This window comes from Paraburkholderia caffeinilytica (assembly GCF_051027425.1).
Lineage (GTDB): Bacteria > Pseudomonadota > Gammaproteobacteria > Burkholderiales > Burkholderiaceae > Paraburkholderia > Paraburkholderia caffeinilytica_A.
On sequence record NZ_CP186552.1, the window covers coordinates 3632517 to 3649706 of the forward strand.

Consider the following 17190-nt stretch of genomic DNA (forward strand, 5'->3'; position numbering starts at 1 on the left):
CAATTTACCTGTGGAACAAGAGACGCCAGACACACGCGAAATGCGTGTGTCAAGAAAGTGAAAGCATACAGCGGGATTGGACGATATTCTACTTGAAGCGTTCCAAGTGTTTGTAACAAATAGGGATTTTTTGTGTGACATCAACAAGATGGAACACGCCGGAGGTCATTCTGAGACCAGCCGGCGGGTTCGAAGCACCGTCAGCGGGCGCTGTCGGCCTGATTGGCCGCGGGAGCGGTCATTGTTACCGCCTGCGGCATCGCGTCGCTCACGTTGCCGACGATTCGCACTTCGCGTTGCGCGAAAGGAATCGAGATGCCGTGCTCGGAGAACAAGCGCCAGATATTGCGATTGACGGCCGAGCGCACGCCGGAGGTGCCCATCGCCGCGTCTTCGATCCAGAAGCCCAGTTCGAGATTGATGCCGTCCGTGCCGAAGCTCGCAAGATAGGGCGTGGGCGCCGGTTCCTGCAGTACTCGCGCGACATCCTGCGTGGCCTGGACCAGCAGCGCCATCGCCTGCTCGACGTCGGAGGTATAGGCGACCTGCACGGCCAACTTGGCGTGGCCACGCGTCAGATAGGAGGACTGGTTCTGCACCACGTCCGTAATCAGCTTTTCGTTCGGAATCAGCGTTTCGATGCCGTCCAGTCCACGCACCACCGTATAGCGCGTGCGGATCTGCGTGACCATGCCCTGCAGGCCGCTGACGTTGATCGTGTCGCCAATACGCAGCGAGCGGTCGATCAGAATGATGAAACCCGAAACATAGTTGCTGGCGATCTTCTGCAAGCCGAACCCGAGCCCCACACCCAGCGCGCCACCGAACACGCCCAGCACCGTGATGTCGATGCCGACCAGCGACAGGCTGATCAGCACCGCCGCCAGCACGAACGCAGCACGCCCCACTCGCGCCACCACCACCTTGAGGTTGGCATCGAGCGTGGTTGAACGCATCAGGCGGTCTTCGAATGTGGCGCCGAGCCACATCGCGACGATCATCGTCACGCACACCCACAGGAGGCCCGTAGTGAGCGAAAGCAGCGTCATGTGCGCGTTCGCGACCCTGAAGCGCACGCTGCCCATCCAGTCGATCACGTCGTCCTGAATGCCCATCACGGTGAGCACCATGCCGATCCAGACGACCAGCGAGACGAGTTTCTCGACCAGAAACAGCCATGGATGATTCGCGCCGTCTTGGCTGAAGACCCGCCGCGCGAGGAAAAACACGATGTAAATCAAGCCAATACCGAACAGCGGCACCAGCGCCAGATCGAGCAGCGCGGTGTGCATGAACTGGCCGGTGATCGCCTGCGCGAGCCACACGAGCACCGCTCCGATCAGCGGAAAAAACGCGCGGTTCAGGCTTTCCGCGCCGAAACGCAGGGTCTGGTAACGCGTCTGGCGCCGCAGATCGAGCGTGCGGCGCAGCAGACGCGCGAGCAGCCATGCGACAAGGAGCGTGCCGAGCAGCACGCCGACCTGCCACAGCATGACTGGCTGGCCGAAGTCGCGCGCGAGGTCGCCGAACATGTGAGGAAAAATGCGGTTTTGCATGATGTCGCCGAAATCGCCGGCGCGCCGGGTTCAGGAATAGAACCCGGACGAGCCGGCAGATAGCCCGTTGCGTTTAGCTCTGGCGTTCCAGCACGGCTGCGAAGAAGCCGTCAGTGGCGTGAAGGTGCGGCCACAGCGACAGGTAATCGCCCATTTCCAGATCGATGCGCTGCTCGGCGAGCACGTCGCGCGCCGGCACCAAAGCGAAGTCCGGATGGTCGGCCAGGAACTGCTGCACGACGGCTTCGTTTTCGGCTTCCAGAATCGAGCAGGTTGCGTAGACGAGGCGGCCGCCCTTCTTCACCAGACGCGAGGCGCTGGCGAGAATCGAGGCCTGCTTCGGCGCCAGTTCGGCGACCGATTCCGGCGACTGGCGCCACTTCAGGTCCGGATTACGGCGCAGCGTACCCAGGCCACTGCACGGCGCATCGACCAGCACGCGATCGATTTTGCCGGCCAGACGCTTGATCTTCGCATCGTGTTCGCTGTCGATCAGCACCGGATTCACGTTCGACAGGCCGCTGCGCGCAAGGCGCGGCTTGAGCTTGGCCAGACGACGCTCGGAGATGTCGAAGGCGTACAGACGGCCGGTCGAGCGCATCGCCGCGCCCAACGCCAGCGTCTTGCCACCGGCGCCCGCGCAGAAGTCCACAATCATTTCGCCGCGCTTGGGCGCAACCAGCGAGCACAGCAACTGGCTGCCCTCGTCCTGGACTTCGACCCAGCCGTGCTGGAACGCGTCCAGCTTGGTAAGCGGCGGCTTGCCGACCACCCGCACGCCGAACGGTGCGAAAGGCGTCGCGCCACCTTCGATGCCGGCCTTCGCGAGCGCGTTCAGCACGTCGTCGCGGCTTGCCTTGATCGGGTTCGCGCGCAGGTCCAGCGGCGCCGGATAGTTCAGCGCGGCGGCCAGTTGCGCCAGTTCCGCGGGTTCGAAGCGTTTGGAAAGCGCCTGATAGATCCAGTCGGGCAGATTCAGGCGAATCCGCAGCGGCAGGCTTTCCGGGTCGATCTTCGCGACGTGTTCGAGCCAGTGCGACTCGGTGTCCGACAAGAACGGCTTGAGGGCCGTGCGGCCGGCCGTTTGCATCAGTCCCAGCAAGGCCATCCGGCGCGCCGGGCTGCCCGCGCCGCCTTCGGCCAGATGGGCGAATTCCATCCGGCGGCGCAGCACCGCGAAGACCGCCTCGGCGATCACGCCGCGCTCGCCGTGACCGAGCTTCGGATGCGCGCGGAAAAAGCGGCTCGTGGTGGCGTCGGCCGGGCCGTTCAGCTTCAGGACGTCAGCCAGCAGCGTCTCGGTTTGTCCAATCAAAAAACCATGTAATCTCATGCGCCCTCTCCGGCGGTGTGACCGGCAAAGAGCCATTGCGGCTCCGGCGGCGTAAGCGTGACACGCAAGCCGTCGAGAGCAAGACGCCCTTCGACGAACCAGCGCACCGCGCGTGGATAAATAATGTGTTCGGTTGCCAGCACGCGTTCGGCGAGCGTGGCAGGGGTGTCGCCAGCCTCAACGGGGACGGCCGCCTGCGCGACGATCGGCCCGTGATCCAGCTGCGACGTGACAAAATGCACCGACGCGCCGTGCAGCCGCACGCCGGCGTCAAGTGCCTGTTGATGGGTTTTCAGACCCGGAAAGCTCGGCAGCAGCGACGGGTGCACATTCAGCATGCGCCCCGCGTAATGGTCGACGAAACCGGCCGTGAGCACCCGCATGAAGCCGGCGAGCACGACCAGATCAGGCGCGAAACTGTCGATTTCTTGCGCCAGCGCGGCGTCGAAACTGTCGCGATCGGAAAACTGGCGGTGGTCGACCACCGCCGTGGCAATGCCGTGCGACGCAGCGAACGCAAGGCCCGCGGCGTCAGGACGGTTGGCAATCACAGCGGCGACTTGCGCCGCCCAGCCTTCGTCCGCGCAGGCGCGAATGATAGCTTCCATGTTGCTTCCCCGTCCGGAAATCAGGATGACGAGTTTTTTCATCCGCGGATTTTATCATTCGGGGGGCACTGAAACGGCGACGCGCCGCCGTCTCGTGCGCTGAGCGTTTATAATCGTTTGTTTTGCGGCACCTCGCCCGCCCTACCTCAAACCCGTTATCGTGAGAGTCTTCCGCGGTCTTCCCAATGCTGAAAGCCGTGCGCCCTGCGCACTGACCATCGGCAACTTCGACGGTGTCCACCGCGGCCATCAGGCTTTGCTCGCCCACGTCCGGGCCGCAGCCGATGCACGCGGCCTGCCCGTCTGCGTGATGACCTTCGAGCCGCACCCGCGCGAATTCTTCAATCCCGCTGGCGCGCCGCCGCGAATCGCCATGCTGCGCGACAAGCTCGAGGCGCTGCGCACCAACGGTGTCGACCGGGTCGTGGTCGAGCATTTCAATCACACCTTCGCGAGCCAGTCGCCGGATGCGTTTGTCGAACGGATCATCGTCAACGGACTGCACGCGCGCTGGGTGATGATCGGCGACGACTTCCGCTACGGCGCCAAGCGCGCGGGCGATTTCGCGTCGCTCAAGGCCGCGGGCCAGCAGTACGGTTTCGAAGTGGAACAGATGGCAACCGTGGCCGATCCGTCCGGCGCGCGCATTTCCAGCTCGGGCGTACGCGCGGCGCTGGTGGCGGGCGATCTCGACTCGGCGCGCGCCGCGCTGGGCCGCGACTACCTGATCAGCGGCCACGTCGTGCACGGCATGAAGCTCGGCCGCGACCTCGGTTTCCCCACGCTCAATCTGGCAATCGCGCACAAACGTCCGGCGCTGGCCGGTATTTTCGTGGTGCGCGTGCATGGCGTGGCGGATGAACCGTTGCCCGGCGTCGCCAGCCTCGGTCTGCGCCCCACCGTCGACGATTCCGGCCGTGTGCTGCTCGAAGTGCATCTGCTCGACTGGCACGGCGATGCGTACGGCAAGCTCGTGCGCGTCGAATTCCTGAAAAAGCTGCGCGACGAGGAAAAATACGTCGACCTCGAAACGCTGACCGCCGCCATCGCGCGCGACGTCGCCAATGCCCGCGCATGGTTCGCGGCTGTCGGCGCCGGCACGCCGGGCAGCCGCTCCACCGGTTTCGCCACGTCGGCCACCGACCGAATTAGATAGCCGCCGCGGTACATGCAAGCGCGCCAAGTGCTGCATGTACCCACCGCTGCGCGCATCGAAAGGCGTCCGTGGATTACGCCACATGCCTGCCGGGCGCGCCCAACGCCCTGCGCTTCATGCGCATACCGCAGCTTCGCTGCGCTTAGAAAGAATTCACCGCGACCTCATCATGAGCAATAAGAAAGCCGATTCGAAACCGCAGTCACGCTACCCGGTCAACCTGCTCGACACGCCGTTCCCGATGCGTGGCGACCTGCCCAAGCGCGAGCCGCAATGGGTCAAGGAATGGCAGGAACGCAAGGTCTACGAGACGATCCGCGCGGCCAGCAAAGGCCGCAAGAAGTTCATCCTGCACGACGGCCCGCCGTATGCGAACGGCGACATCCACCTCGGCCACGCGGTGAACAAGATCCTCAAGGACATGGTCGTCAAGGCGCGCAACCTGGCGGGCTTCGACGCGGCCTACGTGCCGGGCTGGGACTGCCACGGCATGCCGATCGAAATCCAGATCGAAAAGCAGTTCGGCAAGTCGTTGCCGGCCGCTGAAGTCATGCAGAAGGCGCGTGCTTACGCGACCGAACAGATCGAGAAGCAGAAGGTCGGCTTCCGCCGTCTGGGCGTGCTCGGCGACTGGGACAACCCGTACAAGACGATGAACTTCACGAACGAGGCCGGCGAAATCCGCGCGCTCGCGAAGATCCTCGAAAAGGGCTACGTGTTCCGCGGCCTGAAGCCGGTCAACTGGTGTTTCGACTGCGGCTCGGCATTGGCCGAAGCGGAAGTCGAGTACAAGGACAAGACCGATCCGACCATCGACGTGCTGTTCAGCTTCGCGGAACCGGAAAAGACCGCGCAGGCCTTCGGCCTGAACGCGCTGCCGCGCAACGAAGGCGGCATCGTGATCTGGACCACCACGCCGTGGACCATCCCCGCCAACCAGGCGCTGAACCTGCATCCGGAAATCGTCTACGCGCTGGTCGATACGCCGCGCGGTTTGCTGATCCTCGCGGAAGAACGCGTTGAAGCCTGCCTGAAGCAGTACGGCCTTGAAGGCACGATTGTCGCCACCACGCCGGGCGCGAAACTCGTCAACCTGCGCTTCAACCATCCGCTCGCGTCCGCCCATCCGAGCTATAAGCGCACGGCGCCGGTCTACCTCGGCGACTACGTGACAACTGAATCCGGTACGGGTGTGGTGCACTCGTCGCCGGCATACGGCGTGGAAGACTTCGTGTCGTGCAAGGCGCACGGCATGGCGGATTCGGACATCATCAACCCGGTGATGGGCGACGGCCGTTATATCGAATCGCTCGCGCTGTTCGGCGGCCTGTCGATCTGGGCGGCCAATCCGCAGATCGTCGAAGCCCTGCAGGCTGCCGGCTCGCTGCTGCGCACCGAGAAGTACACGCACAGCTACATGCACTGCTGGCGCCACAAGACGCCGATCATCTACCGCGCAACCTCGCAATGGTTCGCCGGCATGGACGTGAAGCCGAACGACACCGACAAGACGCTGCGCGAAACCGCGCTCGAAGGCATCGAGAACACCGCCTTCTACCCGTCGTGGGGCAAGCAGCGCCTGTTCAGCATGATCGCGAATCGCCCGGACTGGACGCTGTCGCGTCAGCGTCAATGGGGCGTGCCAATGGCGTTCTTCGTCCACAAGGAAACCGGCGAGCTGCATCCGCGCACGCTGGAATTGCTCGAAGAAGTCGCGCAACGCGTCGAAAAGGCCGGCATTGAAGCATGGCAAACGCTCGACCCGCGCGAACTGCTCGGCGACGACGCCAACATGTACGAAAAGAACCGCGACACGCTCGACGTCTGGTTCGACTCGGGCACCACGCACTGGCACGTGCTGCGCGGCTCGCATAAAGACGAGCTGCAGTTTCCGGCCGACCTGTATCTGGAAGGCTCGGACCAGCACCGCGGCTGGTTCCACTCGTCGCTGCTGACCGCTTCGATGCTCGACGGCCGCCCGCCCTACAACGCGCTGCTCACGCACGGCTTCACCGTGGACGGCGAAGGCCGCAAGATGAGCAAGTCGCTCGGCAACGGGATCGACCCGCATGAAGTGGCGAACCGGCTCGGCGCGGAAATCATCCGTTTGTGGATCGCTTCGACCGACTATTCGGGCGAACTGGCGATCTCCGAAGAAATCCTGAAACGTGTAACGGAAAGCTATCGCCGCATCCGCAACACGCTGCGCTTCCTGCTCGCGAACCTGTCGGACTTCGACTTCGCGCAACACGCGCGTCCGGTCGAAGACTGGCTCGAGATCGATCGTTACGCGGTGGCGCTGTCGGCGAATCTGCAGAACGACATCCTCACGCACTACGACAGGTACGAGTTCCACCCGGTGGTCGCGAAGCTGCAGACGTTCTGCTCGGAAGACCTGGGCGGCTTCTACCTGGACGTGCTGAAGGACCGTCTGTACACCACGGCGCCTGACTCCGTCGCACGCCGTTCGGCCCAGACCGCGCTGTATCACATCGCCCACGGTCTGCTGCGCCTGATGGCGCCGTTCCTGTCGTTCACGGCTGAAGAAGCATGGAAGATCTTTTCGCCGAACAGCGAAACGATCTTCACCGAGACCTATCACGCGTTCCCGGCGGTGCCGCAAGCCGGCGACCTGCTCGACAAATGGACGCTGCTGCGCGCCGCGCGTAGCGACGTGACCAAGGCGCTGGAAGAAGCCCGTGTGGCGAACCTGATCGGTTCGTCGCTGCAGGCGGAAGTTGAAATCCGCGCGAGCGGCGCGCGTTACGACGCGCTCACGAGCCTCGCCGACGACCTGAAGTTCGTGCTGATCACGTCGGCGGCGAACGTCGTGAAGGTCGACAGCGAAGCGGAAGAAGGCGTCGAAGTGGTCGCCTCGAAGTATCTGAAGTGCGAACGCTGCTGGCACTATCGCGCGGACGTCGGCGACAACGCCGAGCACCCCACCCTGTGCGGCCGCTGCTTCAGCAATCTGTTCGGCAACGGCGAAACGAGGAGCGCGGCATAATGGCAAGAAGCGTGTCGAAAACGTCAGCCGCCGGTGGTTCGCTGGCGCCGTGGCTCGGTGTCGCGCTGATCGTGATCCTGTTCGATCAGCTCACCAAGATCGCGGTCCAGAAGGTGTTCGCCTACGGTGTTCCGCATGAGGTCGCGCCGTTTTTCAACCTGATCCTCGTGTACAACCGTGGCGCCGCCTTCAGCTTCCTCGCGATGGCGGGCGGCTGGCAGCGCTGGGCGTTCACCGCGCTCGGCGTGGTCGCGGCGCTCGTGATCTGCTATCTGCTCAAGCGTCACGGCGGACAGAAGATGTTCTGCACGGCGCTCTCGCTGATTCTGGGCGGCGCGCTCGGCAATGTGATCGACCGGCTCGCGTACGGCCATGTGATCGATTTTCTCGATTTTCACGTGCGCGCGTGGCACTGGCCGGCGTTCAATCTCGCCGACAGCGCAATCACGATCGGCGCGATCCTGCTCGTGCTCGACGAGTTGCGGCGCGTGCGCGGCTCGCGGTAGTTAGAAGGCCGGTGGCGGTGGACAGTGCCACCACCGGCCACCACGCTTTGTCGGAGGCTTTCGTTGGCAACCGCAGAACTCGCAGGAAAACACCTCGTCCTCGGCATGACAGGCGGCATTGCCTGCTACAAGATCGCCGAACTCACGCGCCTGTTGATCAAGGCAGGCGCGACCGTGCAGATCGTGATGACCGAAGCGGCCACGCAGTTCATCACCCCCGTCACGATGCAGGCGCTCTCCGGCCGCCCCGTCTACACGAGCCAGTGGGACGCTCGCGTGGCGAACAACATGGCGCACATCGATCTGTCGCGTGAAGCCGACGCGATCGTCATTGCCCCCGCCTCGACCGACTTCCTCGCCAAACTCGCGCACGGCATGGCCGACGATCTGCTCTCGACCCTATGTGTCGCACGCGATTGTCCGCTGCTCGTGGTGCCGGCGATGAACCGGCAGATGTGGCAAAACCCGGCCACTCAACGCAACGTCACGCAGCTGCGCGCGGACGGCATCGAAGTGCTCGGCCCCGATTCGGGACCGCAAGCATGCGGCGAAGTCGGCGACGGGCGCATGCTCGAAGCGGCCGCGACTTACGAAGCGATCGCGTCATTCTTCTCACCAAAGATCCTGTCCGGCCGTCGCGTGCTGCTGACCGCCGGCCCGACCTTCGAACCGCTCGATCCGGTGCGCGGCATCACCAATCGTTCGAGCGGCAAGATGGGCTTTGCGCTGGCGCGCGCCGCGCAGCAAGCCGGCGCCGAGGTGCATCTGGTTGCCGGTCCGGTCGCGTTGGAAACGCCGTGGGGCGTGTTCCGCGAAAACGTGCAAACCGCCCAGCAGATGCACGACGCGGTGATGCGCTCGGTCGCCAACGCCGACATCTTCATCGGCGTGGCTGCGGTGGCCGACTGGCGCGTCGATCACGCGAGCGATCACAAGATCAAGAAAACCGCCGACCGCGCACTGCCCACTTTCACGTTTGTCGAGAATCCCGACATCCTCGCAGCGGTCGCCAGGCTGCCGCATCCGCCGTTTGCAGTCGGCTTTGCAGCGGAAAGCGGCGACCTCGAAGTGCATGGCGAAGAAAAGCGCGTGCGCAAGAACGTGCCGCTGCTGATCGGCAATCTCGGGCCGCTCACTTTTGGGCTCGACGACAACGAGGTCATCCTGTTCGAAGCAGGTGGTGCAACGAAGCTGCCGCGCGCAGACAAGCAGACGCTCGCGCGCGCCCTGATTGTTGAGATTGCGAAGCGTCTGCCCGACACAAGTCTGATCCGCTAAAGCCGCTCGCGGCGACGCAAGCTGCGTTCGCCGCAAGCGCCTCCAGCGCACCGAATTATCTGTATCTGGAGCAGTACTGACATGACGCTACTTTCCGTGCTCGATCAAACGCCCGTGATCGGCGGGCACTCAGTGGCGGACGCGATTGCGGCCACCGTCGAACTCGCGCAGCTTGCCGACGATCTCGGCTACACGCGCTACTGGTGCGCCGAGCATCACGGCTTGCGCGGCGTATCGAATCCCTGTCCCGAAGTGATGCTGGCGCGCCTCGGCAGCGTGACCAAACGCATTCGCCTCGGCTCCGGCGGCGTGATGCTGCCGTACTACAGCCCATTTAAAGTCGCCGAGCAATTCATGATGCTCGAGGCGCTGTTCCCGAATCGCATCGATCTCGGCGTAGGCCGTGCGCCAGGCGGCGACATGCAAACAGCGCAGGCGGTCGCAGCCGGCGCCTACAATCGCGGCGACATTTTCCCGCAACAGGTTGCCGACCTGGTCGGTCTGATGCACGGCACGTTGCCTGACGATCACATCGCTCACGGTGTGCTGCTGCAGCCGCAGATCGCCACCCGCCCGCAACTGTGGATGCTCGGTTCGAGCGAATTTGGCGGACTGCTGGCGGCACAACTCGGCATCCGCTTTGCGTTCGCGCATTTCATCAACGCGCATTTCGGGCACCAGGTGGCGCTTGCCTATCGCGAGCGCTTCAAAGCCAGCCTGGAAACGCAACAGCCGTATCTCGCCGCCGCCGTCTTCGTGATTTGCGCGGACACCGAGCAGGAAGCCGCCGATCTGGAAAAGGCGGTCGACCTTCGTCGTGTGCAAATGGCTTATGGTCTGAACGAACCGATTCCGACAATCGAACAAGGCATCGCGCAGGAGTACGGTGAACGCGAGCGGCTCGTGATCGACCGCGAGAAGCCGCGCAGCATCATCGGCACGCCGGAAACGGTCACTGAACGGCTGCATGCCTTGCAGGAGCAGTTCCAGGCCGACGAACTGATCGTGCTCACCGTAGCGGGCAGTTACCGCGCCCGGCTGCGCTCCTATGAACTTCTCGCCGAAGCGTTCCAGCTCGGACGCCCAACCTCCACTCCCTAACCCTTCGAACCTGCATGAAACTTGACCTGAAGATTCTCGATGCGCGCATGCGCGACCAACTCCCGGCCTACGCAACCACGGGCAGCGCGGGCCTCGACCTGCGCGCCTGCCTCGACGAACCATTGACGCTGAAACCCGGCGAGACCGCACTGGTGCCGACGGGCCTCGCGATTCACGTCGGCGATCCGGGTTATGCGGCGTTGATCCTGCCGCGTTCGGGCCTGGGTCATAAGCACGGCATCGTGCTGGGCAACCTGGTCGGTCTGATCGATTCGGATTACCAAGGGCAACTGATGATTTCTACGTGGAACCGCGGCGAGACCACGTTCGTGCTGAATCCGATGGAACGCCTTGCGCAACTGGTGATCGTGCCGGTGGTGCAGGCCGAGTTCAATATCGTGGATGATTTTGCGGAAAGCGAGCGTGGTGCGGGTGGGTTCGGCAGCACGGGCAAGCACTAAGTATCCCGTATCACTTTGCGGCATAGACCGCAAAGTGACGCAATCCAAAGCACAAAAAGCAGAACGGCGCGGGGTTCAACCCGCGCCGTTCTGCTTTCAGATGACACTGAAACGCTTACTCGACCGACTTATTCAACCTCAACCGCTTCCGGATTCGGATTGCGCGGCGCCGGATGCTCGTCGAAGGTCAACTGCACCTTGTCTTCCGAATCCACGTCGACCGTCACGCGGCCGCCGTTCATCAGCTTGCCGAACAGCAACTCGTCGGCCAGTGCGCGACGGATCGTGTCCTGGATCAGGCGCTGCATCGGCCGCGCGCCCATCAACGGATCGAAACCGTGCTTGGCGAGATGCGCCCGCAATGCGTCGGTGAAGAGCGCGTCGACCTTCTTCTCGTGCAACTGATCTTCCAGTTGCATCAGGAACTTGTCGACCACACGCATGATGATTTCTTCATCGAGCGAGCGGAAGCTGATCGTTGCGTCCAGACGGTTACGGAACTCCGGCGTGAACATGCGCTTGATGTCGACCATTTCGTCGCCGGTTTCCCGGCGATTCGTGAAGCCGATCACCGACTTGCCCATGGCCTCTGCGCCCGCGTTCGTCGTCATGATGATGATGACGTTGCGGAAATCCGCCTTGCGGCCATTGTTGTCCGTCAGCGTGCCGTGGTCCATCACCTGCAGCAGCACGTTGTAAATGTCCGGATGCGCCTTCTCGATTTCGTCGAGCAGCAGCACGCAATGCGGCTTCTTCGTGACGGCTTCGGTCAGCAGACCGCCCTGGTCGAAACCGACATAGCCCGGCGGCGCGCCGATCAAGCGGCTCACCGCATGACGCTCCATGTATTCCGACATGTCGAAGCGGATCAGCTCGATCCCCAGCGTGAACGCCAGTTGCTTCGCCACTTCCGTCTTGCCGACGCCCGTGGGGCCGGAGAACAGGAACGCGCCGATCGGCTTGTCCAGCTTGCCGAGCCCCGCACGCGCCATCTTGATCGCGGCCGATAGCGCGTCGATAGCCGGGTCTTGCCCGAACACCACGCTCTTCAGATCGCGATCCAGCGTTTGCAGTTTGCTGCGATCGTCTTGCGACACGCTTTGCGGCGGGACACGGGCAATCTTCGAGATGATTTCTTCGATCTCGTTCTTGCCGATGGTCTTCTTCTGCTTCGACTTCGGCAGGATGCGTTGCGCCGCGCCGGCTTCGTCGATCACGTCGATCGCCTTGTCCGGCAAGTGACGGTCCGTAATGAAGCGTGCCGACAATTCAGCCGCCGCCGACAGCGCACCCGACGAATACTTCACGCCGTGGTGCTCTTCGAAGCGCGACTTCAGGCCGCGCAGAATCGCCACCGTCTGTTCGACGGTCGGCTCGGTCACGTCGACCTTCTGGAAACGGCGCGACAACGCCGCGTCTTTTTCGAAGATGCCACGATATTCCGTAAAGGTAGTCGCGCCGATGCACTTCAACGTGCCCGACGACAACGCCGGCTTCAGCAGATTCGATGCATCCAGCGTGCCGCCCGACGCGGCACCCGCGCCGATCAGCGTATGAATTTCGTCGATGAACAGGATTGCGTGCGGACGTTCCTTCAATTCCTTGAGAACCGTCTTCAGGCGCTGTTCGAAGTCGCCGCGATATTTGGTGCCGGCAAGCAGCGCGCCCATATCGAGCGAATACACCTGCGCATCGGCCAGAATATCCGGTACCTCGCCGCGCGTAATGCGCCAGGCGAGTCCTTCGGCGATCGCGGTCTTACCCACACCGGCCTCACCGACCAGCAGCGGATTGTTCTTGCGGCGACGGCATAGCACCTGCACCACGCGCTCGACTTCCGACTCGCGCCCGATCAGCGGGTCGATGCGGCCGTCTTTCGCCATCTGGTTCAGGTTCTGCGTGAACTGGGCGAGCGGCGTTTCTTTCTGCGCGGCGGCTTCGTCGGACTCGGCATTCGCGTCGCTCGCTTTCGCGGCGTCCGTGCTGCTGGTCTTGGCGATGCCGTGCGAGATGAAATTCACCACGTCCAGACGCGTCACGCCCTGCTGTTGCAGGTAGTACACCGCGTGCGAATCCTTCTCGCCGAAGATCGCCACCAGCACATTCGCGCCGGTCACTTCCTTCTTGCCATTCGAGGTGGATTGCACATGCATGATCGCGCGCTGGATCACACGCTGGAAACCCAGCGTGGGCTGCGTGTCGACGTCGTCCGTGCCGGGCACGGTCGGCGTGTTGTCATGAATGAAGTTGCGCAGGTTCTGGCGCAGATCCTCGATATTGGCCGCGCATGCACGCAACACCTCCGCCGCTGTTGGATTGTCCAACAGTGCCAGCAAAAGATGTTCGACCGTTATGAACTCGTGCCGCGCCTGGCGTGCTTCCATGAACGCCATGTGCAGGCTGACTTCCAGTTCCTGGGCAATCATGCTTCCTCCATCACACACTGCAGCGGATGCCCGGCCTGCCGTGCGTGGGTAACGACTTGCTCGACTTTGGTCGACGCGATGTCCCGCGTATAGACCCCACAAACTCCCCTGCCCTCGCGATGCACCTTCAACATTACCTGTGTTGCGGTTTCACGATCTTTATTGAAATATTCCTGCACGATCATCACGACAAATTCCATTGGCGTGAAGTCGTCATTCAGCAGCACCACCTTATACATGGAAGGCGGCTTCAGCTTCTTTTCCTGCCGCTCCAGTACGGTGCCGTCCTGCTTGTCCGGGATAATCGCCATACACCCATTCTAAACAACTAGGACAGGCCCGCAATCCTGTCAAAACCCGGCCAACCGGCCGGTGAGCCCGTTCGCTATCGCCCGATGGGAAATTGCCCCACGGCGTTGCGTCATTCGACGAGCCGATTGCGGAGCCGGCCCCTATCCTGTGATGCGCCGCAGCCGTGCTGCGCCGCAGTCGGATCGAGTATCGCACAACCTGCCAGTACTGGCTGAAGGCACTCGCCCGGCCAGCGGCCGGTGCGCGACCCGCAGAACAGCATGTGAGTCGATTATGCGACTTTTCAAGACGGCACGCTTGGGCAACCGCACATAACAAAATAAAAGCGGTAAAAACCCTGGAAAACGCCTGTTTGCAACGCGACAACGACGTCTCAAAATTTTCTTGACACTCGAATAAAGAGCCTCAACAATCAAGCTGGCACTTTTTTCACTGCGCCATAAATCGAAAAAATGCCGATGGTGAGCTTGTGAGGAGGGAGCGGCTGCATCACGCGGTCGTCGAGCTTTTCGAGGGCTCGTGGTAGTGACATGAGTTACAGGGGAAGTTGGAATGGCAACTGGTACGGTCAAATGGTTCAATGACGCAAAAGGTTTCGGATTCATCACGCCTGACGAAGGTGGTGAGGATCTGTTTGCACACTTCTCGGCCATCCAGATGAATGGGTTCAAGACCCTCAAGGAAGGTCAAAAAGTAACCTTCGAGGTCGTGCAAGGCCCGAAAGGCAAACAGGCATCGAACATCCAGGCACCTGCCTGATATTGTTCGTTACCCGTCCTTTGAAACCCGGCTTCGTGCCGGGTTTCTTTTTTGGGCGTCGCCCTCCAGTCTCGCGCGCCCGCGGACGCGGCCGGCGCGACGAGTGCCGTCCCAACTATCGGAAATCCGACACCTTTCCGTAAGCTTTCGTTTTACCCCTGGCCGGCGTGCTTCGAGCCTCGCGCGCTTCGCCGTGCCTGCCTCGCCGTGCCCGCTATCCGGCGGTGAGATCCGCCGTCGAGCGCTGGATGCCAAGACTGCGGGCGAGGTCACCCTCATACACCGCAATGCCCTGGTGGCGCAGATTCGACCGCGCATCCACTGCGGGCGTAATGCCGATGCTTTCGATGAGCCGGCAAAACGCATAATCCTCCGAGAGATACAGGTGTGACTCGGGGTCGATCATGGTGTCGAAGAACGCGTAGAGGAATTCCGCCGGCTCACCCATATCCAACTCCGGACGGCCCGCGAACTTCGTCCGGCAATGCAACTCCGGAAAACGTTGCATCAGCGTCAGAAATACTTCGCGCCTGATCAGCATGAATCCGGTGGGCGCATAGAGGACATCGAGAAAGCCCTCGGCGTCGACCTCCAGCGCATCGGCGCGCGCCACCGCGGGATACATTGCGTGGCGCGCGCGGAAATCGGCCTTGGTCGAACCGGCCGGGATGGCCTGCTCCAGACCGGCGGCCGGCCAACCGTCGTTTTTAAGCGGATAAACGCCCGCCACCACCAGCCGGTCAGCCTGCAGCAGGCGAACAACGTCGGCGCCCTGGAAACCGATGTCGCCGTCGATCCACATGAGATGCGTGAATCGATCGTCGGCGAGAAATTCCGCGACCATGGTGTTGCGCGCGCGAGTGATCAAACTGTCGAAGCTGTTGAAATTGATCTGGACGCCGAAGCCATGCTGGGCCGCCGTGTCGTAAAGGTCGAGAAGTCCGAGCACATAGTCGGTCGTCACCACGGCGCCATAGCTCGGTGTGGCGACATACACATTGGCAACGGGGTCTTTGTGGGTCATTGTTTTGTCACTCGCATGCAGGGGACTGGGATTGAATAGTCAGGCAGGGTGCCGCGCCTCGTCAGGAAGTGGGCGCGATTTTCGACGGGCGTAAAGTACCCGACTCCGCACGGCAAACATCTCAATAACGGTCCGAAGCGACGCCGCGAAATTTCCGCAACGATCGCCAGATATTTGGCAAGGCTCGACGGAAATTCGTAAGTCGAGCGCAGGCGGTTGGGATGCTGCAAAAAAAACCCCGGCCGCCTCACGGCGCCGGGGTTTTGAATTCGGGCTGGAGAACCCAGCGCGAATCGCTTACATATTCTCGATCAACACCTGGCCAAAGCCCGAACACGACACTTGCGTCGCGCCTTCCATCAAGCGCGCGAAGTCATACGTAACCCGCTTTTGCAGAATCGACTTTTCCATCGACTTGATAATCAGATCGGCCGCTTCAGTCCAACCCATGTGGCGCAGCATCATCTCAGCCGAGAGAATTTCCGAACCCGGGTTCACGTAGTCTTTGCCGGCGTACTTCGGCGCGGTGCCGTGCGTGGCTTCGAACATGGCAACCGAATCCGACATATTCGCGCCCGGCGCGATCCCGATACCGCCGACTTGTGCGGCCAGCGCGTCCGATACATAGTCGCCGTTCAGATTCAGCGTGGCGATCACGTCGTATTCCGCCGGACGCAGCAGGATCTGCTGGAGGAACGCATCGGCAATCACGTCTTTCACGACGATGTCGCCACCCGTTTTCGGGTTCTTGATCTTCATCCACGGACCGCCGTCGATCAGCTCCGCGGCGAATTCCTTTTGCGCCAACGCATAACCGTAGTCACGGAATGCGCCTTCCGTGAACTTCATGATGTTGCCCTTGTGCACCAGCGTGACCGAGCGGCGATCGTTATCGAGCGCATACTGGATCGCCTTGCGCACCAGCCGCTCCGTGCCTTCGCGCGACACCGGCTTGATGCCGATCCCCGAGGTTTCCGGGAAGCGGATCTTCTTCACACCCATTTCTTCGCGCAGGAACTTGATGACCTTCTTCGCCTGTTCCGACTCGGCAGGCCATTCGATGCCGGCATAGATATCTTCCGAGTTCTCGCGGAAGATCACCATGTTGGTCTTTTCAGGTTCGCGCACCGGCGAAGGCACGCCCTTGAAGTACTGCACCGGGCGCAGGCACACATACAGATCGAGCTCCTGACGCAGCGCGACGTTCAGCGAACGGATGCCGCCGCCGACCGGCGTGGTGAGCGGACCCTTGATCGAGACGACGTATTCCTTCAGCACCTGCAGTGTTTCTTCCGGCAGCCACACGTCCGGGCCGTACACCTTGGTCGACTTCTCGCCGGCGTAGATTTCCATCCAGTGGATTTTCTTCTTGCCCGCATAGGCTTTTTCTACTGCGGCATCCACCACTTTCAACATCACCGGCGTGATGTCGAGGCCCGTTCCGTCGCCTTCGATATACGGAATGATCGGCTGGTCGGAAATATTGAGCGAGAAGTCTGCGTTGACAGTGATCTTGTCACCGCCGGTCGGGACCTTGATGTGCTGATACGGCATGATCGGACTCCAGTGAAGGCTGTGCTGAAAGCTGATGGGAGACTGCGGAAACTGGGTGCTCCTCGCTACGCGCAATGCCGGACGCCCGCGAGCGGCCTGGACGCCTATT

Annotated in this window: 14 protein-coding genes; 7 read left to right on the top strand and 7 right to left on the bottom strand. The window is 62.2% G+C overall.

Annotated features, from left to right (window positions below):
• Positions 1–200 precede the first annotated feature (200 nt).
• From ACOSV0_RS16080 to purN, 3 genes are all read right to left on the bottom strand, one after another.
• Positions 201–1556, bottom strand: coding sequence for a mechanosensitive ion channel family protein (locus tag ACOSV0_RS16080; protein ID WP_434107129.1), 1356 nt, complete (start codon positions 1554–1556; stop codon positions 201–203).
• A gap of 73 nt (positions 1557–1629) precedes the next feature.
• Positions 1630–2889 (bottom strand): RsmB/NOP family class I SAM-dependent RNA methyltransferase, encoded by a 1260-nt coding sequence (locus ACOSV0_RS16085; RefSeq protein ID WP_434107130.1) that lies wholly within the window; start codon positions 2887–2889, stop codon positions 1630–1632.
• Complete coding sequence (gene purN / locus ACOSV0_RS16090) at positions 2886–3539, bottom strand: phosphoribosylglycinamide formyltransferase (RefSeq protein WP_434107131.1); 654 nt, start codon at positions 3537–3539, stop codon at positions 2886–2888. The genes ACOSV0_RS16085 and purN overlap by 4 nt, the downstream gene beginning before the upstream one ends.
• A gap of 118 nt (positions 3540–3657) precedes the next feature.
• On the opposite strand from purN, the gene ACOSV0_RS16095 reads away from it, so the two are divergent.
• The 6 genes from ACOSV0_RS16095 (at position 3658) to dut (ending at position 11006) form a co-directional block, all read left to right on the top strand.
• Entirely contained in the window at positions 3658–4653 is a 996-nt protein-coding gene (locus tag ACOSV0_RS16095; protein WP_434107132.1) for a bifunctional riboflavin kinase/FAD synthetase, read from the top strand.
• A gap of 169 nt (positions 4654–4822) precedes the next feature.
• Positions 4823–7660, top strand: a complete 2838-nt coding sequence (gene ileS / locus ACOSV0_RS16100; protein ID WP_434107133.1) for an isoleucine--tRNA ligase — start codon at positions 4823–4825, stop codon at positions 7658–7660.
• On the top strand, positions 7660–8166 hold the full coding sequence (lspA, locus tag ACOSV0_RS16105; protein WP_434107134.1) for a signal peptidase II: 507 nt from the start codon (positions 7660–7662) through the stop codon (positions 8164–8166). Before ileS ends, lspA begins: the two co-directional genes overlap by 1 nt.
• A 63-nt stretch (positions 8167–8229) precedes the next feature.
• Entirely contained in the window at positions 8230–9444 is a 1215-nt protein-coding gene (coaBC, locus tag ACOSV0_RS16110) for a bifunctional phosphopantothenoylcysteine decarboxylase/phosphopantothenate--cysteine ligase CoaBC (RefSeq protein ID WP_434107135.1), read from the top strand.
• An 81-nt stretch (positions 9445–9525) separates the two neighbouring features.
• Positions 9526–10545, top strand: coding sequence for an LLM class flavin-dependent oxidoreductase (locus tag ACOSV0_RS16115; RefSeq protein WP_434107136.1), 1020 nt, complete (start codon positions 9526–9528; stop codon positions 10543–10545).
• A gap of 14 nt (positions 10546–10559) precedes the next feature.
• Positions 10560–11006 carry a dUTP diphosphatase gene (dut, locus tag ACOSV0_RS16120; protein WP_408235164.1) on the top strand — a complete coding sequence of 149 codons (447 nt, stop codon included), beginning with the start codon at positions 10560–10562 and terminating at the stop codon, positions 11004–11006.
• Between the two features lie 128 nt (positions 11007–11134).
• On the opposite strand, the gene clpA is transcribed toward dut, so the two are convergent.
• Together clpA and clpS are read right to left on the bottom strand one after the other, a co-directional pair.
• On the bottom strand, positions 11135–13432 hold the full coding sequence (gene clpA / locus ACOSV0_RS16125; protein WP_434107137.1) for an ATP-dependent Clp protease ATP-binding subunit ClpA: 2298 nt from the start codon (positions 13430–13432) through the stop codon (positions 11135–11137).
• The gene (gene clpS / locus ACOSV0_RS16130) at positions 13429–13743 is read right to left on the bottom strand and encodes an ATP-dependent Clp protease adapter ClpS (RefSeq protein WP_006050100.1); all 315 of its coding nucleotides are present in this window, start codon (positions 13741–13743) and stop codon (positions 13429–13431) included. The genes clpA and clpS overlap by 4 nt, the downstream gene beginning before the upstream one ends.
• Positions 13744–14296: 553 nt before the next feature.
• On the opposite strand from clpS, the gene ACOSV0_RS16135 reads away from it, so the two are divergent.
• Complete coding sequence (locus tag ACOSV0_RS16135; protein ID WP_007180614.1) at positions 14297–14503, top strand: cold-shock protein; 207 nt, start codon at positions 14297–14299, stop codon at positions 14501–14503.
• Positions 14504–14717: 214 nt separating this feature from the next.
• Here ACOSV0_RS16135 and ACOSV0_RS16140 read toward each other — a convergent pair whose 3' ends face one another.
• Positions 14718–15527: a hypothetical protein gene (locus ACOSV0_RS16140; protein ID WP_434107138.1), complete on the bottom strand. Its 810-nt coding sequence runs from the start codon at positions 15525–15527 to the stop codon at positions 14718–14720.
• A gap of 297 nt (positions 15528–15824) precedes the next feature.
• A complete protein-coding gene (icd, locus tag ACOSV0_RS16145) occupies positions 15825–17081 on the bottom strand; it encodes an NADP-dependent isocitrate dehydrogenase (protein WP_325044688.1) in 1257 nt (418 codons plus the stop codon).
• Positions 17082–17190 lie beyond the last annotated feature (109 nt).

What these genes read in the sequence shown, in the direction of transcription:
- icd (WP_325044688.1), bottom strand. Translation starts at nt 17,081, where the DNA reads ATGCCGTATCAGCACATCAAGGTCCCGACCGGCGGTGACAAGATCACT.
- purN (WP_434107131.1), bottom strand. Translation starts at nt 3,539, where the DNA reads ATGAAAAAACTCGTCATCCTGATTTCCGGACGGGGAAGCAACATGGAA.
- lspA (WP_434107134.1), top strand. Translation starts at nt 7,660, where the DNA reads ATGGCAAGAAGCGTGTCGAAAACGTCAGCCGCCGGTGGTTCGCTGGCG.
- dut (WP_408235164.1), top strand. Translation starts at nt 10,560, where the DNA reads ATGAAACTTGACCTGAAGATTCTCGATGCGCGCATGCGCGACCAACTC.
- ACOSV0_RS16115 (WP_434107136.1), top strand. Translation starts at nt 9,526, where the DNA reads ATGACGCTACTTTCCGTGCTCGATCAAACGCCCGTGATCGGCGGGCAC.
- ACOSV0_RS16140 (WP_434107138.1), bottom strand. Translation starts at nt 15,527, where the DNA reads ATGACCCACAAAGACCCCGTTGCCAATGTGTATGTCGCCACACCGAGC.
- ileS (WP_434107133.1), top strand. Translation starts at nt 4,823, where the DNA reads ATGAGCAATAAGAAAGCCGATTCGAAACCGCAGTCACGCTACCCGGTC.
- ACOSV0_RS16085 (WP_434107130.1), bottom strand. Translation starts at nt 2,889, where the DNA reads ATGAGATTACATGGTTTTTTGATTGGACAAACCGAGACGCTGCTGGCT.
- ACOSV0_RS16135 (WP_007180614.1), top strand. Translation starts at nt 14,297, where the DNA reads ATGGCAACTGGTACGGTCAAATGGTTCAATGACGCAAAAGGTTTCGGA.
- clpS (WP_006050100.1), bottom strand. Translation starts at nt 13,743, where the DNA reads ATGGCGATTATCCCGGACAAGCAGGACGGCACCGTACTGGAGCGGCAG.
- ACOSV0_RS16080 (WP_434107129.1), bottom strand. Translation starts at nt 1,556, where the DNA reads ATGCAAAACCGCATTTTTCCTCACATGTTCGGCGACCTCGCGCGCGAC.
- clpA (WP_434107137.1), bottom strand. Translation starts at nt 13,432, where the DNA reads ATGATTGCCCAGGAACTGGAAGTCAGCCTGCACATGGCGTTCATGGAA.